The organism is Dehalococcoidia bacterium (genome assembly GCA_035574915.1).
Lineage (GTDB): Bacteria > Chloroflexota > Dehalococcoidia > DSTF01 > WHTK01 > DATLYJ01.
In genome coordinates, this window is sequence record DATLYJ010000095.1 from 1 (window position 1) to 22,948 (window position 22,948).

Sequence of the window (22,948 nt, forward strand, 5' to 3'; positions counted from 1 at the left end):
TCGCGCCAGAAGCTCACCATCTTGACTTCATCGCCGATGACGATGGGCACGATTGGCGTCTCCGAGACGCCAATGTCGAAGCCGTCCTTGCGCAGGCCGTCGCGCAGGCGCTTCGCGTTGGCGTTCACCCGCTCCACGAGCTCTGGCTCCTCCATGAGCACGTCCAGCGCCGTGTGAGCGGCCGCCACGGACGAAGGCGGCATAGAGGCGCTGAACAGCATCGGGCGGGCGAAGTGCTTGATCCACTCCAGGACGTCCTCCGGCCCGGCCACGAAGCCGCCGATGGACGCCAGAGTCTTCGAGAACGTACCGACGACGAGGTCGACCTCATGGTCGAGGCCGAAGTGGCTGCCGGTGCCGCGGCCACCCTCGCCCAGGACGCCGATGGAGTGGGCGTCATCCACCAGGAGGCGCGCGCCGTAGCGCTTGGAGACACCGACGATCGCCGGGAGGTCGGCGATGTCGCCGCCCATGCTGTAGACGCCGTCGATGACCACCAGCGCCGCCTTGCGCTGCGTGACGCGGCGGAGCACCTCGTCCAGGTGGTTCGGCTCGTTGTGGCGGAAGCGGAAGACCTCGCCGTCCGAAAGCTTCGTGCCGTCGTAGATGCTGGCGTGGTCCCCCTTGTCGATCACTGCGGCGGCGTGGCGGTTCACCAGCGCCGAGATGGCGCCGAGGTTGGCCTGGTAGCCCGTGGAGAACACGAGGGCCGACTCGCGCCGCAGGAAGTGCGCGATCTTCTCCTCGAGCGCCACGTGGAGGTTCGTCGTCCCGTTCATGAGCCGCGAGCCGGTCATCGATGTGCCGTACTTCTCGACCGCATCGCGGGCGGCCTGGATTACGCGCGGGTGGCGGGTCAGCCCCAGGTAGTTGTTGGAGCCGAGCATGATCACCCGCTTGCCGTCGACGATTGCCTCCGGGCCCTGGTTGTCGTCCAGGGGCTTGTAGAAGGGATACATGCCGAAGGCCTTGGCCTGCTTCACGAGCTCGAAAGAGCGCGCCTTGGCGAAGACGTCCCTGCTCTGAGGGTCGTCGTAGCCGCCTATGTCCAGGGCATCGATGGAGAGGGTCGAGGGAATGAGCTCGTCGTCGGCCAGAGGCTTAGTTTCGGAAGCCAGAGCGCATTCCTTTCTGGAGCAGGGGCCAAGATGAGAGAAAGCCGCGTCCCCCGCAGGCCACCTAGCATGTACCATGCGACCTGAGGCTTGTCAACAAAACGGAGGCCCACCGGCGCCGCCGGCGCTGCTCATGACTTCCAGCACTTCACCGCCGGACCTCATCGACACCGTCCGGTCGTTCGCCTACAGGTCCACCTTTTCGCCGGCAGGGCAGCGCATCTTCGACCTGCTCATGCGAAAGGGGTATCGCGCCGCCTACGCCTGGCTCATGCGCACGCAGTGGCTCTCCAGCCAGGAGATAAGGGCGCTGCAGCTGTCCCAGCTGAAGGACCTTCTAGAGCACGCCTACAGCTACTCGCCCTTCCACCGCGATCGCCTCCGCGCGGCCGGCTGGAAGCCCGGAGCGGCTGTGGACTTCGAGACACTCGGTTCGCTGCCGGTGCTCGAGCGGGTCGACCTGCAGGAGCGTCTGGATCAAGTCGCGACGGTCCGGCGCTGGCGGGCCCCGCGCCTCACGGTCGCTAGGTCAGGAGGGACGACGAGCGGCACACCCCTGAAGACTTACGTCGATGGCTTGAGCCACGACCGCAAGAGCGCCGTGTGGCCGCGCAACGAGTCCTGGGTTGGCCTGCGTCCTGGAGACCGGCAGGTGGTGGTAGGCGGCTTTTCGCGCGGCCTCAACCCAAGTATCCCGCTGAGGGCGCGCGTCCAGGACTGGCTGCGAAACCGGTCCGTGGTCCTGCTCTGGACCTTCGACGAGGCCAGCCTGGAGCGTTGCGTCCGCGCCCTGGATGAGAGGAAACCGAAGTACCTCGCCGCATTCCCCAGCGGGCTCTACGCCCTGGCCACCTTCCTCCGCGCGAACGGCCGAAGGCTGCGCATTCCGGTCGTCTACGCCACGGGCGAGATGATGTACCCGGAGTGGCGCGACCTGGTCCTCGAGTACCTGGGCGACCTCTTCTGCGAGGCCTATGGCGCCGCCGAGGCGAGCCACATCGCCTTCACCTGCGCCGCCTGCGGCGTACTCCACGTAAACGACGAGAACATCCTCGTCGAGACAGAACCAGGGACCGGCGAAATCCTCATCACCGACCTCACGAACCGCGCCACTCCGCTGATCCGGTACCGCGTGGGCGACCGCGGGGAACTGGCAGAGGGGCCCGCTGCCTGCGGTAGGGGTCTCTCCTCCCTCCTCCGGGTCCACGGCCGCACTGCGGACGTGCTGGATTTGGGAGGAGGCAAGAAGGTGACCGGCGTCGTCTTCCCGACCGTGATGCTCAAGTACACCATGGTCCGTGCCTACCAAGTGTGGCAACCTGAGTCCCGGCGGCTGCAGTTCCTGCTTCAGGGCCCTCCCGACGTGCCAGCATCCGCTATATGCGCCGACCTGGGGCGCCTGATCCCGTCCGCGTCCATCGAGGTCATCGGCGTCGACGACATCCCACCGACGGACGCGGGAAAGCGGCCCGTAATCGTCCCGGGGCGCGCCTATCGTGGGCCGGGACGCCTCCTGGCCAGCTCTGAGGGAGCGCCTCTCGTGACAGCGCCGTGATTTCTGCCCGGTAAGATCGGCGTCATGCATCCGGCGTGCGGAGGGCGTGATGAAACCACTGGCACTTCTCCTTACCATGCTCAGCGTTGCCTTGCTCGCCTGCGGCGGCGGTGACGGTGACGGCGGCCCCGGCGCTCAGGACCGAGGCCCCTCGGGGCAGGCCCCGCAGACCACGACAGTCGACGCCTGCGCGCTCGTCACACGGGCGGAGGCCGAGGCCCTGCTCGGGTCAGCCGTAGCGGACACCCAGAAAGGGCCGGTGGGACCCTTCCAGAGCTGCGGCTACTACTCGTCCGCAGGCGTGTTCGACTTCGTCCAGGTCCAGGCCTGCAGGTGCCTCGGCGGCAACCAGTTCGACGCCTCGGCTCGGGCCGGCGGCGAGGCGCTCGGCGTCACGGTGAAGCCGGTCGCGGGCGTCGGCGACAAGGCCTACTGGCTGAACGGAATCCTCTGGGTGCAGAAGGGCCCGTACGCGGTGAACCTCTGGATCTCGACCGCGGCGTTGACTCGCGAGGGCGGGCAAGCGCTCCAGGGAGAAGCCCTCGAACGCAAGGCGCTGCCGAAGCACATCGAAGTCGCTCAGCGCGTACTCGCGCGGCTGCCCTAGGCGGCCCGGGAGGGCGTTCCTAGCCGCCGTCGCGCGCGAGCAGGGCCTCCAGGACCGCCGTCGGCGACATAGGCAGGCTGGTCAGGCGGATGCCCGTCGCGTTCGCGATCGCCGTCTGGATCGCCGCCAGCGGCGGGACAATCGGTACTTCGCCGACGCCGCGGACACCGTACGGATGGCCGGGATTCGGGACCTCAACGAGGACCGTCTCGATCATCGGCAGGTCCAGGGACGTGGGCATCCGGTAGTCGAGAAAGCTGGCGTTGGTCATGCGTCCGTCCGCGGAGAGGTAGTACTCCTCGCTCAGGGCCATACCGATTCCCTGCGCGGCCCCGCCCTGGATCTGGCTCTCGACGTACCCCGGGTGGATCGCCGTGCCGACGTCCTGGATGGCCGTGTAGCGCAGGATGGTCACCTTGCCCGTCTCCGGGTCCACCTCGACATCCGCGATGTGGGCGGCGAAGGCGGGGCCGGCCTGGCGCCCGCTGACGTTCGCGCCGACCTCGATCGTGCCGCCAGTGCGGGGCAGGCGGGCAGCGAGCTCGGCGAAGGTCATGCGGCGGGCGTTTCCTTCGCCGTCCGGCGGGCCGCTGATGACGCCGGCGTCGTAGGTCACCTCGTCCGGGCTGCACTCCCAGATGCGGGCCGCCCGCTCCACCATCGCCTTGCGGATCTGCAGGCCAAGCTCGTAGGCGGCCCAGCCGCCCGCGAAGGCGGTACGGCTGCCGCCCGTGTTCGCCGTAAAGCCCACCGAGTCGGTGTCGACGACGCGCGGGATCACGTCCTCGGCGCGGATGCCGAGGGTCTCCGCCAGCTGCATCGCCAGGGTCGCGCGGGTACCACCGATGTCCGGCGAGCCGAGCACCAGGTTCACCGTGCCGTCGTTGTTCACGCTGGCGCTGGAGCTGGTCTCGTTGGAGCCATTGCCCCAGAAGCCCATCGCCACGCCGCGGCCGCGGTTCGGTCCCTCCAGCTCGGAGCGGTAATGAGGGTGGTTCTTCGCGGCCTCCATGACCTCGATGTTGCCGATGCGCGCGAACTTCTGGCCGCTGGCGCGGAGGCTGCCCTCCCGGGCGGCGTTCTTGAGGCGCAGGTCCATCGGGTCCATGCCCAGCCGGTCTGCCAGCTCATTTACAACGGACTCCGAAGCGAACATCGCTGCCGGTGTGCCCGGCGCGCGGTAGGCTGCAGTCTTGCTCAGGTTTACGACGACGTCGTAGCCGTCGATCCGGATGTTGGGGATGTCATAGGGGGCGAAGATGCCGTTCATGCCGCCGTTCAGCGGGGAGCCGGGATAGGCGCCCGCGTCGTAGATCAGCGTCGCCTGGGCTGCGGTTATGGTGCCGTCCTTCTTCGCGCCAAGCTTCACGGTGACATAGGTGCTGGACGTGGGGCCCGTAGCCTCAAAGACCTCATCCCGCGACATCGTCATCTTCACCGGCTTGCCGGTCTTCTTTGCCAGCAATGCCGCTACCGGTTCGAGGTAGACCTGGTTCTTGCCGCCGAAGCCGCCGCCGATCTCCATGGCCTTCACGGTCACTTTCGACACGGGCATCTGTAGGACGCCGGCCACGGCGTTGCGCACGCCAAACAGGCCCTGGGTGCTGGTCCAGATCGTCAGGCGGCCGTCGCGGCCCCATTCCGCCGTGCCGTTGTGCGGCTCGATGTAGCCCTGGTGGAAGCGGCTCGTATGGAACTCGCGCTCGATGATGACGTCCGCTTCAGCGAAGCCTTTCTCGACATCGCCTCGGACGATTTCCCTGTGAGCGGCGATATTCGAAGGCTTCGTCGGCGCCGAATCGAGCGCCGTCCTGCTCGCCGCGAGGTTCTCGTGCAGCACGGGCGCCACGTCAAGCATCGCTTCGCGCGGGTCGAATACAGCGGGCAGGACTTCGTACTCGACCTCGATGAGGTCGAGGGCGTCCTCGGCCGTGTGCGGGTCGACCGCGCAGACAGCGGCCACGGGGTGCCCCTTGAAAAGCGCCTTCTTCCCCGCCATGAGTCGATCAACGAGGTGCGGGAGCGGCGTGAGCACGCCCTCGGCCATCTCCCCTGGCCCGACAGGAGACGGAGGGAAGTCCTCGCGCGTCACGACAGCGCGGACGCCGGGCAGGGCCAGGGCCTTGGAGGCGTCGATGCGCTTGATTATGGCGTGAGCGTGCGGGCTGCGCTTCACCTTGCCGTAGAGCATCCCCGGCAAACGCACGTCGGCGCCGTACTGGGCGCGGCCGGTGACCTTGTCGGCGCCGTCGTGACGGATAGGCCTGGTGCCGATGACGCGATATTCCTGGGTTGCGACCATGGGAGGATCCTCGAGCAATCTAGGTCAGGTAGACAGCGCCGATTCTACACCCGGAAAGGGGTAACAACCTCCGCGAGCCTCGACGGATCGGCTTCGGAGACATCGATGTCGCGATGCTGACGGCGCCGATCCCAGAGCTTGCCCGTCGTCGTATTCTTTAGCATCGCCAGCAGGGCGGCGGACTCGGGACCGGGTGGGTGATGGCCAGGGACAAGCTTCGGTCGATCCGCGTGTCGCGACGCGGCGCCTTGACCGCAACCGCCGCGGCCGCCTCCGCCGCTGCCGTCTACGCCCTCCTCCATGGCGTCCCTGGCGGGCAGGACGCCTCCGCCTACGACGAGTCCGCGGCCATCGAGGCTGAGCCCGTCAAGATCAGCCACCTCCTGCGACGCGCCGGCTTCGGCGCCACCCGCGCGGAGCTCGCGCGCTACCAGGCGATGGGCCTCGAGGCGACGGTCGATGAGCTCCTTCACTATCACGAGATCGACGACTCGGCCGCGGAGGAACTCGCGAATTCGCAGACGGCGCGGCGCGGCGCGCCCCAGTTGCCCTGGCTGGTCCGCATGGCCAACACCAGGCGGCCGCTACAGGAGAAGATGACCCTCTTCTGGCACGGCCTGCTCACGACAGAGCAGAGCGCCGTCCCCGACACCCAGGCACTGCAAGACCAGAACGACCTCTTCCGTCGTCACGCGACCGGCAACCTCCGCGACCTCCTCATCGGCATTACGCGCGACAGAGCGATGATGGTCTACCTGGACATCGATGGCAGCGTTAAGGCCGCTCCGAACGAGAACTTCGCGCGAGAGCTGCTGGAGCTCTTCACCATGGGCCCCGGTAACTACACCGAGGAGGACATCCGCGAGGCGGCGCGCGCTTTCACGGGCTGGCACGTGCCGCGCGAAAACCCTAACAACGTCAACATCCTCTCCCAGCCCGTGTTCCGGCCCCAGTTCTTCGATGCCGCCCTGAAGACCTTCCTCGGGCGCAAGGGTTACTTCGGGCCGGACGATATCGTCGACATCATCCTCGAGCAGCCGGCCACGGGCCGATACATCGTCCGGCGGCTCTTCGAGTTCTTTGTCTATCCGGGCCCGGACGAGGCGACTCTCGACCCCTTCGTCGAGGCCTACGAGCGTTCCGGCCGCGAGATCCTACCGGTCCTGGAGGCCATGTTCCGGTCGGACGTGTTCTACTCCCGTCGCGCCTACCGTGCGCTGGCCAAGAGCCCGGTCGAGTACGCCATCGGCGCGATCAAGGCGATCGGCGCGCCGGAGGACACGGCGCGGCTGTTGCCCCAGCGGGCGGCGGCCCTGCGCGCCATGGGGCAGGTGGTCTTCGAACCGCCGAACGTGGCCGGCTGGCCCGCAGGCGCCAGTTGGTTCTCGGCGAGTAACATGCTGGCCCGCCTCAACTTCATAAACATGCTCGTCGGCGGCGCACCCATCCCCCAGGGCTTTGGCGGCGGCGGACAGCCAGGCCAGCCGACGCCGGCGCCTACTCCTACGCCCACGCCGCCTGCGGGGCTGGGCACTGCGTCCTACGCCCTCGGCTACTACCTCCCACTTGTGCTCGACGACAACATCCCGGAGGAGGCCCGCCAGGTGCTCCTGGACTTCGCCGGCGGCCCGCGCGCGCTCCTGGACGCCGACAAGCTCCGGGGCCTCGTCTACCTGATCCTGGCCTCGCCCCAGTACCACCTGAACTAGCCACGCGCCGGACGGCCATCGGCCATCAAGGCATTAGCGCCTCAGGACAAGGCCGGTCCAGCGCTGCCCCCTGGCCTGAAACAGGGCCGGTTGGCTAGCGGGTCCGGAGATACTCCCGCGTGGCAAACAGGCCGGCGCCGATCAGGCCCAGGCTGAGGAGCGACACCACCCGGGGGTCGGATACATACAGGGTGGCGAGGATCAGGCCGACAAGCAGGGCCATAAGCGCGCCAAATCGCCGCAGGAGCGCCTCGTAGTCCGCCGTGCCCCGCAGGGCCGCGCTGGTCGAGAACAGGAACCAGGCCCCGACGAGCAGCGTCACGAGCGACTCCAGCACGCCTTCGGGCGTGCGAAGGGCGAAGGCCGCGGTGAAGCCCGTGAAGGCGCCGAATACGAAGACCAGGGCCCCGAGCGCGAATGTGAGGTCGCGCGGCAGGACGAGAGAAAGCACAGCCGGCGCGCTCCGCACGAGCATCCAGCCCAGCCCGCCGAGCGCAGCCACCAACAGCAGCAGCGTGAGGTGATACATCGCAGGCTCTCCTTGCCTCCGACCGGGTTCCATCCCTACCTGCTACAACGAAGGCGGGCGGCCCTCGTTTCAGGCTCAGTCGAAGGTGATCACGCTGCGGTTGACTTCACCCTTCTTGAGGGCGTCGTAGGCCTCGTTTATCTGGTCCAGCTTGTAGCGGCGAGTGATGAGCTCGTCGATCTTGAGGCGCTTCTGGCGGTAGAGCTGCATCAGCCAGGGCATGTCGTAGCCCTGACGGGCGCTGCCGTAGTAGCTGCCGATGATCCGCTTCTCCCCAAGGAAGGCCGCGCCCGGCAGCTGGACCATGGAGGCGACAGGCAGCATGCCGACTACCACCGCGGTGCCGCCGCGTTTCGTCATGTTGAACGCCTGCTCCGCCGTCTTGGGCAGGCCTATGGCCTCGAAGGCGTAGTCAACGCCGCCGCCGGTCATCTGCTGCACCGCCTGGACCGCGTCCTTGTCCGAGGCGTCGACGATGTCGGTCGCGCCGAACTCCTTCGCCGCCGCGAGCTTGCTCTCGATGAGGTCGACCGCGATTATCCGGCTCGCGCCCGCCAGCCGCGCTCCCTGCACCACGTTAAGGCCCACGCCGCCGCAGCCGATCACCGCCACCGTGGAGCCCGCTTCGATCCTAGCCGTGTTCGTGACCGCGCCCACGCCCGTCATGACGCTGCAGCCCACGAGGGATGCGGCATCCAGCGGCACGTCGTCCGGCACGGGGATGCAAATGCTGGCGTTGACGAGCTGGTACTCGGCGAAGGCGGACATGCCCGCGAACTGGTTGATCACCTGGTCGCCCATCTTCAGCCTTCCCGGCCGCACGCCGGCGTTGGTGCGCATGCACAGGACCGGCCGCCCCTGAAGGCAGCGCTCGCACTGCCCGCAGGAGTACACGAAGGAGAGGACAACGCGGTCGCCGGGCTTGACGTTGGTGACGCCCGGGCCCACTTTCTCGACCACGCCAGCGGATTCGTGGCCCAGGATCACGGGCGTGCGCGAGGGCCAGAGGCCCTCCATGAAGTGCAGGTCGCTGTGACAGACGCCGCTGGCTGCTGTCTTGATCAGCGCCTCGCCGGCCTGCGGCTCGTCGACATCGACGTCCTGAATGACCAGCGGCTCCTTCGCGGCAAACATGACTGCGGCCTTCATCGTGGCTCCTTTCGCGGGCAGGGATTCCCGTGGCTCTGGCTGGCGGGGTCGGGGCGTATCTTATCGCCCGCTCAGCCCTACGGCTAGACTCGCTCAGGACGACGGTGAGGGGCGAGACATGCGGGGGCGGCTGCCGAGGGGTACCAGGCTGAGCAGCGTCCTCTGCTGGCGGACAAGCTCCCCGCTCAGGTTGTCGCGATAGTAGGCCAGCAGTCCGTAGATCAGGATGAGCTCGCTCACCAACTTCAAGGCGTCCTCGGCCAGGCTCTGCCGGTGATAAGCAAGCGTGTCGATGTTATTCGAGCGCAGCCAGTTGCCGCTGTACGTCTCGATGCCCATCTGGGAGCCGATGAAGATGAGGCCGGCAAGGGCGAACAGCGCCAGCGTACCCAGGGGCAGGCGCAGGCCGAACGGGATGTAGAAGGGCAGAAGCACCAGGACGGCGATCGCCGCCGGCACCACCCAGTCGAAGTTTATGAACGTCAGCCCGAGCACTTCGTTGAGGTCGTGGCCAATGCTCTCGTCGCCGCCAAGCAGCTCGTGGATCGTCACGGTGTCGTCAATGGACAGGTAGAACATGACGAGGCCAAGGAAGGCCCAGGGCAGGGCACTGCCGCGCTTGAGCTGGCGCGTCCGCGCCCCTACGGCCAGGAACAGGAGGCCGGCGAAGGCGAACTGGAAGGAGGAGAACCAGGTCGGGATGGTCTGCGTCGGGCCATCGCGGTCGAAGTCGAAGCGCTGGCGGATCAGCTCGAAAGTGCGCGAAGGCCCGTTCTCGGGCCGCTCGAAGCCGCCCGGGTAATCCACCCAGGCGTAGCCCTTCTGCAGACTGCCGACGCGGTTCCACTCGATTACCTGCAGCGTGTAGTCGACCACCACCAGGAGGACGATCGCCAGGCCGAGGACCACCGCCACGACCGCGGGCGAGACTCGGACCTGGAAGTTCATCTCCGGTGCCCCCTCAGGCGGTCGCGTGCTGCAGGGTTCACGCCGGCGCGAACGCCCCTGAGGCAATTATGCGCTCGCCGACCCTCTGGAGCTTTAGCCGTCGGTAGAGGCCAAACGGCGCCTTCCTCAACAGCCTGTCGATGCCGACGGCGGCGAGGCCTCGGTTCGACCGCAACGGCTTCGCGAGCAGGTAAGCGCCCCCTCCGAGCTTCGGCGTCAGGCCCACGACGGCAACCAGAAGGGTATGCAGTTCACGCTCGGCGTGGGGAGCGCGGCGCGTGATCAGCCCTCGCACCTCCGCCCGCAGCCGGTGGAAGACCGTCCAGGAGAAGCGCTCGAGGCTGCCGAAGGGGAAGAAGAGCACCAGGGCAAGCGCCATCTGGATGCCCAGGTTGTTCATCGCCGCCGCGACCTCCGGCTGCCGCAGGGCGCGGCGCAGCTCCTCCGCCTGCTCCTGGGTGAGCTTGCCCTCGTTCAACCAGCGGACGATGCCGCGCCGGATGAAGACCTCGGCCCGCAGTTGGCCGCTGGCCATGAGGCGCTGCAGCTTTCGGAGGATGCCGGAGATGAAGTACACGGGGCCGAAGGCCACCCGCAGCACTCGCCCGAGGAGCCGCGGCTCGCGGGAGTGCCAGCGCTTGACGTACTCGGAATAGGCGACCGCGGCGTCCATCAACCGCAAGTAGTCCTCGCCGCCCAGCTTCTCGCGAAGGCGGCGGCCGTTCCTGGCGAGATAGGCCTCGAGCGTGGCCGTGTCGATGTCGTCGAAGTTCGGGAAGTTCTTCTGGCGGATGGCGCTGACCACAGCGGACATCGGCGTAAGGGCGGCGACGAGGTTCGACTCGAGGTCGATGATTCGATACGTACCGTCCTCGACCTCCATGAGATTGCCGACGGAGCGTGGGTTGTGCGGGCTGACTTGCCAGGTGGGAAGCCCGGCCTCGATGAAGTGCTGCGTGAGCACTTTCAGGAAGCGGCGGGCCCTGTACTTGTTCTCGGGCTCGTGGCCCCGCACCAGCTGAGTAACGAAGGCCGTGCTCCCGGACTCGTCCTCGGCGATGCCGAGGACCGGCGCTACGATGTCCACGCCGAACCAGTACTTCGTCAGCAGCCCGACGATCACCCGGCGCTCACGGCTGGCTTCCAGCGCGTCGCGGTCGCTGCTGTAGGGGAAGGGCGCCTGGAAGGCTAGCCAGTAGAGCGCCCGGACGGCGAACCGGGGCTTGTAGGTCTTGTAGACCGTGCCAGACGCGTAGTCCAGCGTAACCAGGCTGCCAACGCCCTGAATGAGCCGCTTGTCCTGCGGCGACGCCTCCCCGGCTGGCGTCTCGGTCTGTGTCTCGGTCATCCCTGCCCGCCTCGGGAGCTCCCATCAGCACTGGCGTCCGGAGGACGGCAGCAGCGCGAGCGTGACTATAGCAGACGCTATTGAGGGCGTCTATCGGTCAGGATCGAAAGGGCTATAGAAGAGGGGGAAATGGATAGCCCTCACTCGAGCGAGTATAGTGGCCACGCAAGACGATCCCCGGACCCCTGCCTTGCACCCTGAAACCCACCTGCCGACCCAAGTCCCACCCCCATCTCGCCAGGCGATGACAGCCGATGCGTGAACTGCGCGAAGGCGATTCCATTGGCCCCTACGTGCTCGAGCGCGCGATCGACCGCGGCGCCTTCGGCCGCGTCTGGCGCGGCACCGACACGACGACGGGGCGCACGGTGGCGGTCAAGGTGCTCGCTTCCTCGGCGGACGAGGAGCATGTCCGCGCCCGCACTGACCTGGAACGCCTCGCGGCGGCCGCAGCGCGTGACTCGAGGCATATCGTGCGCGTCGTCGGCGGCGGCCACGAGCCCGTGCCCCACATCGTCATGGAGTTCGTGGCAGGCACCAACCTGCGCGACGAACTGGCAGCCCGTGGCGCCCTGCCCCAAGAAGAGGTGATCCGCATAGGCCTCGAGATCGCGGACGCCCTCCGCGCGCTTCACCGCGTGCGCATCGTCCACCGGGACGTCAAGCCGGCGAACATCCTCCTCGACGAAAAGGGTGAGGTGCGGCTGACCGACTTCGGCATCGCCAAGATCCTGGGTTACGACGAGACCGTGACCCTGACCCAGCAGAACCTCCTCAGCGCGCCCTATGCCGCGCCGGAGGTCTGGGAAGGCGCGCCGAACCCGTCGTCAGACCTGTACGCCTTCGGCGCGGTGCTTTTCGAGATGCTCAGCGGCCGCCCGCCCTTTCAGGGCGACCTCATGGAGCTGTTTCGGCAGCATCGTTCGGACGAGCCGGACCTTTCGGTGCTGCCAGCAAATGTGGCCCCTTCGCTGAAGGAGCTCGTGTACCAGTGTCTGCGCAAGGTACCCGGGGAACGGCCGGAGGGCGCAGAGGCGTGCATCCGGCTGCTGGAGCGCGCGCGAGAGGAGCTGAAGCCGGAGCCGGAGCAGTTCGGCCCATGGGTGCGGGTGGAGCCTCATCCCGAGCAGCCCTGGGCATGGCGTTGCGTGCACGAGCGCACCGGCGAACCCGCGGTGGTCGAAGTGCACTTCGCCCAGGACGAGGCCTACGGCGAAGCGCTGCGCGCCGCCGTGAACGTGAACCCGCGACTGGTGCCGCTGGGCGCCGAGCGGCTTCTGGGCGCGAACCGCTTGCTGCTCAAAGACAACGAAGGCTGGCCGAGCGCGCCGGAGCACAACCTCGTGTTCTGGGTTGCCCGCGAGGAGCGCCAGCCGCCGGACCCGGCCGAGGAGCTGGACACCGAAGCCCTCCTGAAGGCGACTGAGACGCTACTGAAGATGATCGAGGTGGCCGCGGGAAGCGTCCGGCTCACGATCGATTCGCACTCCACGGTCGTCGCCCAAGACGGCGCCGTTTGGGTCCAGCGGCCAGGACTTCCGCCCGCCCCGAGAGTCGAGCCCCGGCTCGCTGCCTTCATCTTCTTGCGCTCGCTTCCACTCACGCCGGAAGCGAACGAGATCGCCAATCGCGCCCGCGACCTGCGCGACTTGCGAGAGCGCCTCGCGAGGCCGTGGCAAGAAGCAGCGTCGGCCGGCGCCCGCCGTCGGGAGGGCAGGACACTCGCCCTCGTCTCCGGGCTGCTGGTCTTCGGTATCACCGTCGCCGTCCTGGCGGCGTTCGCGTTGGCCGGGACCGACTTCATTGCCGACACTCCCCCGGCCGGCAGTCCCACGCCCGATGCGGCGGTCACCTACTGCGGCTCCCTCCGATTGCCCGCGCCCCTGGCTGAGGCGCGTGCGGCCTGCGCTTCCGCTCCACGCGTCGATTTCGAGCTGTCGCAAGACTGCGCCCGTGGGCACGTCTGCACCATCGAGGCACGCGGCGACGGGGTTGTCCTCAAGGCCAACGACCAGACGATCGTGTTCGTGGACACCCGCGGTGACCTTGCGGTCGCCCGGGAGGGTAGCTTTCAGTCCCGGACGCTCCTGCCCGACAGCGGCGTGAGGCATCCGGCATGGTCTCCGGACGGTCGCTATCTCGCTTATGTCATCTCCAGGCCAACAGTCGAGGGGGAGCAACGCGAGTTGTGGGTCATGGACATGCGCGATACAGCCGTGCAGGCGCAGGTCTTCGTGTCCCGCGATGGCCCTGAAGTGCCGGAGTGGCGAAGGCGCCGCATTTCCCACCCGCAATGGAGCGCCAATGGCCACCGGCTCTATTTCTTCTGGAACCCAGCCTCCGGCGCGGAGGACCTCTGGGCCATTGACCTCCCGGTGCGCGGCGACGAAGTGGACCTGCGGGAGCTGCGGATGTGGAACGGCACGGCTGCCAACCTCGGCGTCCTGCGCCCGCCGGCCGAGAGCTTCCGGGGCCTGCAACTGACCTCGTTCAGCGCCGCGCCCGACGGAGCGCTGTTGACGGAGTTCTGCGTACCGGACGCGGCCTGCGGCCTGGCGCGCTGGCACGAGGGCGGCTTCGATGTAATCGCCCAGCCACAGCAGGGGGCCCGGTTCATCGCTCCAACCCAGGCGGGAGGCAGGACGTACGCCCTCACGATCGACGGCAGCGACGTGGTGCTCCTCGAAGTCGATCCGTCCGGGCTTACCAGGGGACGCGGGCGCGCGCCTGCATCCGTCGCCGGGCTGGAGCCTAACCCGAACGACCTGTCGCTGAGCATCTCGCCGGACGGCGCCACGGCCCTTATCGGCACCGCTGCCGGCATTTCACGCCTCGACCTTGCGACGGCCGCGACGACCCCGGTGCTGGAGGGGCGTTGGGGACGCTGGTTCGTACCGCGGCGCGGCGATCCGGCCACGACGCCGCCGTCCCCGATGCCCTTCGCCACGCCCGTCCTCTCCCCGACAGTCCCGCCGACGGCCACCATACCTCCCGGCGCCGACGCGGACCTCACCGGCGAGGTTGTTGCCGCAACCTGCGCGATGGGACAGACGCTGGTGGTCCGTGTCACGAACCTGGGCCCCGGGCTGGTGGAGCGCGACGTCTTCATCCGCGTGGCGACCCTGGACGGCCAGACCCGCCAGGGAGACACGAATGTAGGCCTCGTCGGCCTGCGGCCCGGGGAGTCGCGCGAAGTGAGGACGGCCTACAACGTCGGAGAGCCGGTGCAGGTCCTGATCCAGTACACGCGAGACCGCCGGCCGGAGAACAACACGGTCATCTGCAGGCCCCCGGGTTAGCCAGGGGCCGGAAGGGTCAGACCAGGCGGTAGCCGACGCCGGGGACCGTGAGGATCAGTTCATCGCCGTCAGCGCCAGCGTCCTCCAGCTTGCGTCGCACGCGCCGCACGAGGTTGTGCAGCATGTACGTGTCCCACTGCCCCTTGCCCCAGAGGCGGTCTCCGAGGGCGGTATTCGTCACCAGGTTCGGTGCGGCGTCCGAAAGGACCTCGATCAGGCCGTACTCGAGGCCGCCGAGTTTCTCGATGACCACCTTGCCGTCCACCGTGACGGCATGCGTGCCCTTGTCGAGACGGACACGTGTGGAGCGGCGTGGCGCATCGAAGGCCAGCGTCTCGCTGATCGTGCTAGCCGGCAGCGTGGCCACCAGCAAGTAGGGCCCGATCTGCAGCCTCGCTTCGCCGGAGACATCGCAGGCAGCGTCCCGCAGCGGCTCATCGTTCACCATGGTCCCATTGCGGCTGGCGAGGTCCCGTACCTCGAACCGGCCATCGTCACGCAGCCGGATCTCGGCGTGGCGGCGCGAAACGAGAGGGTGAGAGAGCTGCAAGTCCGTGTCCTCGCCGCGGCCGATGACCGCGGCGCCGCTGAAGGTCCTGGTGAACCTCTCCGGCGTGCCAGGCAGCGTCACGACGACTACGAACTCGGCCATGGAGTCTCCATGCAGGACTTCGGCGATCTTACTATCGATCACTGCGGTTCTCCTTCTGCGACGCCGGGCCGAAGGGCGTAGGAGCAGCCATCCGGCAGGGGGCCAACCGGCGAGGGGAGGTAACGTGCCGGTTTGCCCTGGCTATCCCTTCGCCCCTCCGGCCGCGGCGTCCTGGCCTCGACGCCTCGGGCGGGTAGGAAATGGCGCGAGGCCTAAGGCGAGTCTGGCGGCCCCCAGGAGCGATGGCCATGAGGCCGGTCTATCGTCGATCTATCATCAGCCCATCCGAGGCGGCCCGCGAAAGCGGCCGTCCGGCACTGTGCTGAGGCTCCACCGGAAGCGCACATTCAGGACAAGACGGACGGAAGCGAGGCAGGAATAACGACATGGACATCAAGGGCATGGGGGCGCTCGTTACCGGTGGAGCTTCGGGCCTCGGAGAGGCGACCGTGCGCATGCTTGCGGAAGCGGGAGCCAGGGTCACGATCCTAGACGTGCCGCGTTCGCAGGGCGAGGCGCTGGCAGCGCAGCTGGGCGACGCTGTCGCCTTCGCGCCGGCAGACGTCACGGACGAAGAGCAGGTGCGGGCAGCCGTAACCAGGTCTGTCGAGCACGCGGGGGCGGTGCACATCGTGGTCAACTGCGCCGGGATCGGCATGGCCATGCGCACGGTGGGACGGGAGGGACCGCACAACCTGGCAATCTTCAACCGCGTGATCCAGGTCAACCTCGTCGGCACCTTCAACGTCATCCGGCTCGCCGCCAACCTCATGCAGCACAACGCCCCCAACTCCGAAGGCGAACGCGGCGTCATCGTGAACACGGCCTCCGTGGCCGCCTTCGATGGCCAGATCGGGCAGGCCGCCTACTCCGCCTCGAAGGCGGGCGTGGTGGGCATGACCCTGCCGATCGCGCGCGAGTTCGGACGCTTCGGCATCCGCGTCATGACCATAGCCCCCGGCATCTTCGAGACGCCGATGCTCGGCGCCCTCAATGCGGAGGCGCGAGAGGCGCTGGTGAAGGACGCCGTCTTCCCGGGGCGGCTCGGGCGTCCTTCGGAGTACGCCCTGCTAGTGCGCCAGATAGTCGAAAATCCCATGCTTAACGGCGAAACGATCCGTCTCGACGGCGGGCTGCGCATGCCCCCTCGCTGAGCCCGCTCAGCCACGGTCTGGTACACTTGAGGACAACCGTCGGCGTTCCTCTAGCGCCGTTGCGGTTCTGCCGCGGACACCCAGGATTACGCGAGTCTCCTTGCCAGGCACCGGGATTCGTCGATAGGGTTCTCGGTTGGCGACAACGTCAGTCCTTCCCCGGGAAGGACAAGGCCCTTCAGGAAGGGCAAGCAAGGAGAGACTCTTGAAGATATACGTAGGCAACCTCAGCTATGACACCAACAACACCTCCCTCGGCGCCGCCTTCGCGGCGTTCGGCGAGGTGTCGTCGGCCGAGGTAGTGATTGACAGGGAGACGGGCCGCTCGCGCGGCTTCGGCTTCGTCGAAATGCCGAACCAGACGGAGGCAGCGGCGGCGATCGCCGGGCTCAACGGCACGGCTCTGCAGGGACGTACCATCAACGTCAACGAGGCACGGGAGCGCACCGAGCGCGGCCCTTCCCGCCCCCGCAACTCTTACGGTGGCGGTGGCGGCGGCAACCGCCGCTGGTAACGCATAGCGGACTAGTGCGCTGAGAGCCGGCCATAGAGGGGCCGGCTCTTTTCGTGCCCGGGCTACTCGCGGCGGCGCTCGCCGTAGTCACCGAAGGGAGCGTCGCGCCGACGGACGGCCTCCCGGAAGCCGAGCGTGGCGAAGCTATCGCGCCAGTCGATGGCCTCCTGCGTGTTGCGCGTCATGCCATCGAAGAAGGTGCCGAACATCTGGGTCGTGCGCAGGCCCATGTTCTCGAAGGCCTGGTTGATCAGCAGCTTGTTCAGGGCCAGCTGGTTCCAGGGGATGCTCTCGAACCGGCGGGCAAACCGCTCGACGAGGCCGGGAAGCTCGTCCGCCGGTGCTATCTCCGAGACCAGGCCGATGCGCAGCGCCGTAGGCGCGTCGATCGCGTCGCCGGTGAGCATGTAACGCTTGGCGGCCTCCAGGCCCAGGCGGTAGACCCACATCATCGTCGTTGGCGTGCCGTAGACCCGGGCGGGCGGATAGCCAATGTAGGCGTCCTCTGCCATGAAGATGAGGTCAGAGCACAGCGCAAGGTCGGTGCCGCCGCCCACGCACCAGCCGTGCACCTGGGCGATCACCGGCTTCGGGACCTCCCACAGCTTCATGAAGCGCCGCACGTTGCGCGACATGTTCTGGTAGTCGCGCACAGGGTCCCATCGGCGCTGGGGCCGGTTGACCGCCGGCGCCACGCGCTGCCCGGTCGGGTTCAAGTCGTAGCCGGCGCTGAAAGCGCGGCCGGCGCCGCGCAGGATGATCGCCCGCACGCCTTCGGACTCCCGCGCCCGGTCGATGGCCTGCTCGAAGGCGTCCAGGAGGGCGCCGTTCAGGGTGTTCAGCTTCTCGGGCCGGTTCAGGGTCACAAACGCCAGCGACCCATCCTCTTCGTACAGGACCTCGTCTGCCATTGAGCGCACTCCTCGCCTGAAGATGCCGCGATTTTAGGGCGCGGCAGTGCCGTGTGCAGAGATAGAGGTAGCTTCGCGCTCTGGACTGCCGGAGGAGCCGCGGGTTGGGGCGACGTCTACCCGCTGACGCTTTCGACTCGGAAGCGGATAGACCCGCTGGGCGCCGTCACTTCCACCTCGTCGCCCGCGCGGCGGCCCAGGACGGCCTTGCCGACCGGCGACTCGACGGACAGGCGGCCCTCGTTCGGGCGGGCCTCGCGGGCGCTGACCAGCAGGTATGTCAGCTTGGAGCCAGAGGCGATGTTCTGAAGCACTACGGTGGAGCCGATGCGGGCGGTGTCCTCCTGGGATGCCTCCTGGATCACCACCGCGTTGCGGAGCGTCTGCTCCAGCTCGCGGATGCGGGCTTCCAGCTGGCCCTGGGCCTCGCGGGCGGCGTCGAGCGGCGCATTCTCCCGGAAGTCCTTGTCGGCCATCGCGTCTCGCAGCTCGAGCGCGATCTTCGGACGCTGCGCCTTCAGCGCCTCGAGCTCCTGGGTCAGGGCCTGGAGGCCTTCGGCGGTGAGGTGCACCTCCTGCTTCGCTTCGGCGACGGCCTGCGACTTTGAACGCGCGCCGCCGGCGCGGCGCACGCGCACGTGTGTGACCAGCTTCTCCGTCATGAGCTTCTGCTTGTAAGCGAAGGTCAGGAAGGACTTCAGGGCCTCGGCACGGCTGACTGCGTTTGGGGAGTTGAGGCCAAACGACTCGACGTAGGCCTCGACGTCTGGGGGACGGATGTCCGCCACGGGCCTCTCTTCACCCACCCAGCGGGCGAAGCGGAAGGCCTCCTGGACATACTGCTGCTGGTCGCCCGAGAGCGTGTGGGCGAAGCGTCTTGCGGCTTCGCTGACGGTCGTGGCCTGGTTGGTCACCGACTTCGATTCTGGCCATCGCCGTCGTGGGTGTCAAATCGAAGAGAGGGCCGGGCTTCCCCCTCCGCGGGCTAGCGCTCGAGCAGGCCGGCGGTCGACAGCAGGTAGAGGCCAAGCACGAGGGACGCTACCGCGAGGAGCGGAAGGAGGTCCACGGTGATCGGGACACCGAAACCGATGAGAAAACCGGCAAGGGTGCCGATCGGGATCCAGCCGAGGTTGTTCACCATCCACCTCCAGGCCCCTACAGGTTCTCCCCTGCCGCGTCCGGCATCGAATCAAGGCGTTGCCTTTGCCCGATAACAAAGCTATCCAGGGCGTACGCAAGGCCTATACTGTCGCCATGGCGGACGAGGACGGCTCGGCGACGTCAATCATCATCGTCTCGGACTTCGTCTGACCCTGGTGCTACGTCGGCCTCGTGGAGGTCGAGCGGGTGATGCGGCAGTACGAGGTGGAGGTCGAGTTCGCCCCCTTCCTCCTCGACCCCACGACACCGCCTGAGGGGAAGCCGCGGCGGCCCTTGTCGAGTCCCCAGAGTCCTCCCAGCCCGCTCGAAGAGCGCGGACAGCGTCTCGGCATCACCTTCGCGCGAGGGAGGACGATCACCTCGAACTCGCACCTAGCTCTGGAGGGCGCGGAGTTTGCGGCCGAGCGCGGCCTCGCCTGGCCCTATCACCGCGCCATGCTCAAGGCCTATTTCGAGGACCTGGAGGACATCGGCAAGGTCGACACCGTGGTCCGGGTCGGAGCCGAGGCCGGGCTGGAAGCCGGGGAGCTGCGCGAGGCGCTCGAAAGCCGCCGCTACCGGGATCAGGTCGATGAGGGCATCGCCTGGTCGCGCTCGATCGGCGTGACGGCAATACCAACCTTCATCTTCGCCGAGCGCTACGCCATGGTCGGCGCGCAGGAGTTCGAGGCCTTCAAGGCCGTGCTCGAAAAGGTGGGCGCCAGGCCCAGGACCCATATCTAGGGACGCGCCGGCGATAGGCCGATGGCGGGCCCGCGCGAGCGGCACGGCGGTCCGCCCGCGTACACTGGGCGCGTGGGACTCCGCTTCCTCCTTGTCGCCGCCCTGGCGCTGGCCCTGACCGCCCCCTGCAACGATGACGGCGCGGGTAACGACCCACCTGCCTCGCCGACGGCCCCGGCGACCACGATCATCCTCGACCCCGGCGTGGACGCGCGGCCCGGGAGCACTGAAGCCCTGATCGTGCAGCCGGTCCCGAACCCGCCTACGGGCATCATCATCCAGGTCGCGACGCGCATCGGCCTTCATCCGGAGTCAGGCGGCTGGGACCGCATCGTGTTCGAGTTCGACCGCGGCATCCCGCCCGCAAGAGTCACTTATGTTAAGGACGTGATAGCCTGCGGCTCGGGAGAGCCCGTGCGGGTCCAGGGCCAGGCGTTCCTCGCCGTCCAGATGACGACAGCCCGGGCCCACAACGATGCGGGGAACTCGACCCTGCCCTCGCGCCAGCTGGCCGGCCAGGGCGGCGTGATCCAGGAGGCCCGGTTGTACTGCGACTTCGAGGCCCACCTGGACTGGGCGATCGGCCTTCGCGACACGAAGCCCTACAAGATCACCCTGCTCCTCGACCCGCCCCGCCTGGTCATCGACATCAAGCAGTAACGGTTCGTCTGGCGCGCCGCCGGTGCTAGAATCGCCGCACTCCCCCCGGAGGCGCGCCAATGACCATGGTCAACCGCAAGCCGAGACGCAGCATCTGGATGAACGGCCTTCAGGCGGACGAACCGACTGAGGAGCAGCGCCGCGAACAGGCGGCGGCGCTTTCGAAGCGCCTGGGCTTCGAGGTTACGCTGCCGCCGATCCCCCGTGTCGAGGACCTGCAGATGCGGGCGCCGCGGATCAAACCTCCCTCGAACCTCGAAGACTTCTGCTTCACCGACAACTACGAGCGCGCCCTCCACACCAAGGGTGACCGGCTCGAAGAGATCCGCGGCGTCTTCGCGAACCCGCCCGACGTGGTCGCTCACCCGCGCAACGAGACCGAGTTGGAGGCCGTGCTCGACTGGTGCTCGACGAAGGGCTACGCCTGCATCCCCTACGGCGGCGGCTCGTCGGTCGTCGACGGCGTGACGCCGCCGGAGGACGCGGACGCCGTCGTGACCGTCGACATGGACCAGTTCGACCGCGTCCTCGAGGTCGACGAGACCTCCCGCGCGGCGCGCATCCAGGCGGGCGTGTACGGGCCGGAGCTCGAGGACCAGTTGCGGCCGAAAGGTTACACGCTGCGCCACTTCCCACAGAGCTTCACCATGTCGACCCTCGGGGGCTGGATCGCGACGCGCTCCGGCGGGCATTACGCCACCAATCACACGCACATAGACGACTTCGTCGAGTCCGTCCGCATGCTCACGCCGAAGGGATGGTGGGAGTCGAGGCGCCTCCCTGGCAGCGGCGCCGGCCCCTCGCCGGACCGGCTCGTCATCGGCAGCGAGGGCATCCTCGGCATCATCACGGAGGCCTGGATGCGCATCCAGGCTCGGCCGCGGTTCCGGGCCACGGCCCCGGCGAAATTCGCGACCTGGGAGTCCGGCTATGAAGCCTGCCGCAAGATCGCCCAGGCCAAGCTCTGGCCCGCGAACCTGCGCATCCTTGACCCGGAGCTGGCGCAGAGCAGCGCCGGCCTGGACGGCAAGACGGCGCTGCTGATCATCGCCTTCGAGTCCGCCGAGGTGCCGCAGGAGTGGCCCCTGCGCCAGGCGCTCGCCATCGCGCGCGACTGCGGTGGCGTGGTCGACGAGCAGGAGGTGCGCATCGACAACGAGGGCCAGCCGACGGGGCGCGAGGGCGCTGTCGGCGCCTGGCGCGAGGCCTTCATCCCCCGCGGCGGCGGCGTCTCGACAGGCATCGGCATGGTCAGCGGCACCTTCGAGACGTCGATTACCTGGGACCGCTGGCCGGCGTTCGACGCGGCGATGCGGGAGGCGGCGCTGCGCGGGCTGAAGGAGATCTGCGGCGGCGGCACCGTAAACTGCCGCTTTACGCACGTCTACCCGGACGGTCCCGCCCCTTACTACACCTTCGCCGGCGTCTATCGGCCCGGCATCACGAAGAAGGACCAGATGGCGTTCAAGAAGGTGGTCTCGGACGCCGTCATCGCGAACGGGGGGACGATCACTCACCACCACGCCGTCGGGCGTCAGCACCGGCCCTGGTACGACCAGCAACGCCCGGAGCCCTTTGCGGAGGCCTTGCGCGCCGCCAAGCGCGCCCTGGACCCGAACTGGGTGCTCAACCCCGGCGTGCTGATCGACCCGTAGGCGACCCCCAATGATTGGCAACGCAGCGGCCGGCAGAGAACCCTCGATGGGCACTCCGCCGGCATGGGACTCTGTCTGGCGATCCGTCAAGCTTTCGAGCGGCTGACAGTCTGACCTATTGGAGGTACGAATGCCAGACGGGCCCGTGATCATCGAAGCCGCGATCAACGGCGGGACGCCGAAGAGCCGCAACCCGAACGTGCCGCGCACGCCCGGGGAGATCGCGGCTGACGCGATCGCCTGCATCGACGCCGGCGCTTCCATCGTCCACAACCACAACGACGACCCCGTGATCGGCGGCTCGGGCGTGCACGCCTGGGAGCCCTACCTCGAGGCTTGGCGCGTCGTCCTGCGGGAGCGGCCCGGGGCCATCCTTTACACGACGATGGCCGGTGGCGGGCCGCACGTCACCGTCGAGCAGCGCTACTCGCACATCGTGAGGCTGGCAGAGGAAGGCGTCCTCGGCCTGGGGCTCGTCGACCCGGGGTCGGTGAACCTTGGAGGCGTCGACGAAGAGGGCCTGCCGCGGGCGGTCGATGTCGTTTATCAGAACACGTACGGCGACATCCGCTATATGTTCGACACGTGCGCCCGCCTGGGCCTGGGCGTCAGCATCTCCTGCTTCGAGCCGGGTTACCTCCGGGTGGTCATGGCCTACCACCGCGCCGGCCGTTTGCCGCCGTGCATGGTGAAGTTCTACCTGAACGACGCCGGCCGCGGCGTCGGCTATGGCCTGCCGCCGACGCCCGTGAGCCTCGACGCCTACCTCGCGATGATGGAGGGCGCCCCGATACCGTGGCTCGTGTCCGCCACCGGCGGCGATGTCGTCGGCTGCGGCATCGCCGAAGAGGCGATGCGGCGCGGAGGCCACGTGCAGGTCGGCCTGGAGCCGTACGGCGGTCCTGGCACGCCGGCGAACGTCGACCTCGTGCGCGCCGCGGCCGCGGTGGCGGC

At 68.0% G+C, this 22,948-nt stretch carries 19 protein-coding genes and 1 pseudogene; 10 read left to right on the forward strand and 10 right to left on the reverse strand.

Annotated features, from left to right (window positions below; genetic code table 11):
- Nucleotides 1-1,193, reverse strand: a 1,193-nt coding sequence (locus tag VNN10_09020) for a pyridoxal phosphate-dependent aminotransferase family protein (GenBank protein HXH22159.1), incomplete at its 3' end; no start/stop codon positions are given.
- Nucleotides 1,194-1,248: 55 nt separating this feature from the next.
- On the opposite strand from VNN10_09020, the gene VNN10_09025 reads away from it, so the two are divergent.
- On the forward strand, nt 1,249-2,670 hold the full coding sequence (locus VNN10_09025) for a hypothetical protein (protein ID HXH22160.1): 1,422 nt from the start codon (nt 1,249-1,251) through the stop codon (nt 2,668-2,670).
- 49 nt (nt 2,671-2,719) lie between these two features.
- On the forward strand, nt 2,720-3,277 hold the full coding sequence (locus tag VNN10_09030) for a hypothetical protein (GenBank protein HXH22161.1): 558 nt from the start codon (nt 2,720-2,722) through the stop codon (nt 3,275-3,277).
- 19 nt (nt 3,278-3,296) lie between these two features.
- On the opposite strand, the gene VNN10_09035 is transcribed toward VNN10_09030, so the two are convergent.
- The gene (locus VNN10_09035; protein HXH22162.1) at nt 3,297-5,579 is read right to left on the reverse strand and encodes a xanthine dehydrogenase family protein molybdopterin-binding subunit; all 2,283 of its coding nucleotides are present in this window, start codon (nt 5,577-5,579) and stop codon (nt 3,297-3,299) included.
- Nucleotides 5,580-5,827: 248 nt separating this feature from the next.
- Here VNN10_09035 and VNN10_09040 point away from each other — a divergent pair, with 248 nt between their 5' ends.
- Nucleotides 5,828-7,288, forward strand: coding sequence for a DUF1800 domain-containing protein (locus VNN10_09040; protein HXH22163.1), 1,461 nt, complete (start codon nt 5,828-5,830; stop codon nt 7,286-7,288).
- A gap of 94 nt (nt 7,289-7,382) precedes the next feature.
- On the opposite strand, the gene VNN10_09045 is transcribed toward VNN10_09040, so the two are convergent.
- From VNN10_09045 to VNN10_09060, 4 genes are all read right to left on the reverse strand, one after another.
- Nucleotides 7,383-7,817 carry a hypothetical protein gene (locus VNN10_09045; protein HXH22164.1) on the reverse strand — a complete coding sequence of 145 codons (435 nt, stop codon included), beginning with the start codon at nt 7,815-7,817 and terminating at the stop codon, nt 7,383-7,385.
- 75 nt (nt 7,818-7,892) lie between these two features.
- Nucleotides 7,893-8,966, reverse strand: coding sequence for a Zn-dependent alcohol dehydrogenase (locus VNN10_09050; GenBank protein HXH22165.1), 1,074 nt, complete (start codon nt 8,964-8,966; stop codon nt 7,893-7,895).
- A 93-nt stretch (nt 8,967-9,059) separates the two neighbouring features.
- Nucleotides 9,060-9,914, reverse strand: coding sequence for a hypothetical protein (locus tag VNN10_09055; GenBank protein HXH22166.1), 855 nt, complete (start codon nt 9,912-9,914; stop codon nt 9,060-9,062).
- Between the two features lie 37 nt (nt 9,915-9,951).
- Entirely contained in the window at nt 9,952-11,262 is a 1,311-nt protein-coding gene (locus VNN10_09060; GenBank protein HXH22167.1) for a hypothetical protein, read from the reverse strand.
- Between the two features lie 254 nt (nt 11,263-11,516).
- On the opposite strand from VNN10_09060, the gene VNN10_09065 reads away from it, so the two are divergent.
- Nucleotides 11,517-14,561: a protein kinase gene (locus VNN10_09065; GenBank protein ID HXH22168.1), complete on the forward strand. Its 3,045-nt coding sequence runs from the start codon at nt 11,517-11,519 to the stop codon at nt 14,559-14,561.
- Nucleotides 14,562-14,577: 16 nt separating this feature from the next.
- Here VNN10_09065 and VNN10_09070 read toward each other — a convergent pair whose 3' ends face one another.
- Nucleotides 14,578-15,255, reverse strand: a complete 678-nt coding sequence (locus VNN10_09070; protein ID HXH22169.1) for an FHA domain-containing protein — start codon at nt 15,253-15,255, stop codon at nt 14,578-14,580.
- Between the two features lie 344 nt (nt 15,256-15,599).
- Here VNN10_09070 and VNN10_09075 point away from each other — a divergent pair, with 344 nt between their 5' ends.
- Entirely contained in the window at nt 15,600-16,367 is a 768-nt protein-coding gene (locus VNN10_09075) for a 3-hydroxyacyl-CoA dehydrogenase (GenBank protein ID HXH22170.1), read from the forward strand.
- A 205-nt stretch (nt 16,368-16,572) separates the two neighbouring features.
- Nucleotides 16,573-16,881 carry an RNA-binding protein gene (locus VNN10_09080; protein HXH22171.1) on the forward strand — a complete coding sequence of 103 codons (309 nt, stop codon included), beginning with the start codon at nt 16,573-16,575 and terminating at the stop codon, nt 16,879-16,881.
- A gap of 62 nt (nt 16,882-16,943) precedes the next feature.
- Here VNN10_09080 and VNN10_09085 read toward each other — a convergent pair whose 3' ends face one another.
- From VNN10_09085 to VNN10_09095, 3 genes are all read right to left on the reverse strand, one after another.
- On the reverse strand, nt 16,944-17,792 hold the full coding sequence (locus tag VNN10_09085) for a crotonase/enoyl-CoA hydratase family protein (protein ID HXH22172.1): 849 nt from the start codon (nt 17,790-17,792) through the stop codon (nt 16,944-16,946).
- A gap of 116 nt (nt 17,793-17,908) precedes the next feature.
- Nucleotides 17,909-18,706, reverse strand: a complete 798-nt coding sequence (gene greA / locus VNN10_09090; protein ID HXH22173.1) for a transcription elongation factor GreA — start codon at nt 18,704-18,706, stop codon at nt 17,909-17,911.
- Nucleotides 18,707-18,777: 71 nt separating this feature from the next.
- Nucleotides 18,778-18,936, reverse strand: coding sequence for a hypothetical protein (locus VNN10_09095; GenBank protein ID HXH22174.1), 159 nt, complete (start codon nt 18,934-18,936; stop codon nt 18,778-18,780).
- 182 nt (nt 18,937-19,118) lie between these two features.
- Here VNN10_09095 and VNN10_09100 point away from each other — a divergent pair.
- The 4 genes and pseudogenes from VNN10_09100 to VNN10_09115 all read left to right on the forward strand — a co-directional run.
- Nucleotides 19,119-19,679, forward strand: a pseudogene (locus VNN10_09100) (DsbA family protein).
- A 72-nt stretch (nt 19,680-19,751) separates the two neighbouring features.
- The gene (locus VNN10_09105; GenBank protein HXH22175.1) at nt 19,752-20,339 is read left to right on the forward strand and encodes a hypothetical protein; all 588 of its coding nucleotides are present in this window, start codon (nt 19,752-19,754) and stop codon (nt 20,337-20,339) included.
- 59 nt (nt 20,340-20,398) lie between these two features.
- Nucleotides 20,399-21,994 (forward strand): FAD-binding oxidoreductase, encoded by a 1,596-nt coding sequence (locus VNN10_09110; protein ID HXH22176.1) that lies wholly within the window; start codon nt 20,399-20,401, stop codon nt 21,992-21,994.
- Between the two features lie 130 nt (nt 21,995-22,124).
- The coding region (locus VNN10_09115) for a 3-keto-5-aminohexanoate cleavage protein (protein ID HXH22177.1) at nt 22,125-22,948 on the forward strand (824 nt) is incomplete at its 3' end.

Coding starts and splice junctions, on each gene's coding strand:
- VNN10_09025 (HXH22160.1), top strand. CDS start 1,249: ATGACTTCCAGCACTTCACCGCCGGACCTCATCGACACCGTCCGGTCG.
- VNN10_09030 (HXH22161.1), top strand. CDS start 2,720: ATGAAACCACTGGCACTTCTCCTTACCATGCTCAGCGTTGCCTTGCTC.
- VNN10_09035 (HXH22162.1), bottom strand. CDS start 5,579: ATGGTCGCAACCCAGGAATATCGCGTCATCGGCACCAGGCCTATCCGT.
- VNN10_09045 (HXH22164.1), bottom strand. CDS start 7,817: ATGTATCACCTCACGCTGCTGCTGTTGGTGGCTGCGCTCGGCGGGCTG.
- VNN10_09050 (HXH22165.1), bottom strand. CDS start 8,966: ATGAAGGCCGCAGTCATGTTTGCCGCGAAGGAGCCGCTGGTCATTCAG.
- VNN10_09055 (HXH22166.1), bottom strand. CDS start 9,914: ATGAACTTCCAGGTCCGAGTCTCGCCCGCGGTCGTGGCGGTGGTCCTC.
- VNN10_09060 (HXH22167.1), bottom strand. CDS start 11,262: ATGACCGAGACACAGACCGAGACGCCAGCCGGGGAGGCGTCGCCGCAG.
- VNN10_09065 (HXH22168.1), top strand. CDS start 11,517: ATGCGTGAACTGCGCGAAGGCGATTCCATTGGCCCCTACGTGCTCGAG.
- VNN10_09075 (HXH22170.1), top strand. CDS start 15,600: ATGGACATCAAGGGCATGGGGGCGCTCGTTACCGGTGGAGCTTCGGGC.
- VNN10_09085 (HXH22172.1), bottom strand. CDS start 17,792: ATGGCAGACGAGGTCCTGTACGAAGAGGATGGGTCGCTGGCGTTTGTG.
- VNN10_09095 (HXH22174.1), bottom strand. CDS start 18,936: ATGGTGAACAACCTCGGCTGGATCCCGATCGGCACCCTTGCCGGTTTT.
- VNN10_09110 (HXH22176.1), top strand. CDS start 20,399: ATGACCATGGTCAACCGCAAGCCGAGACGCAGCATCTGGATGAACGGC.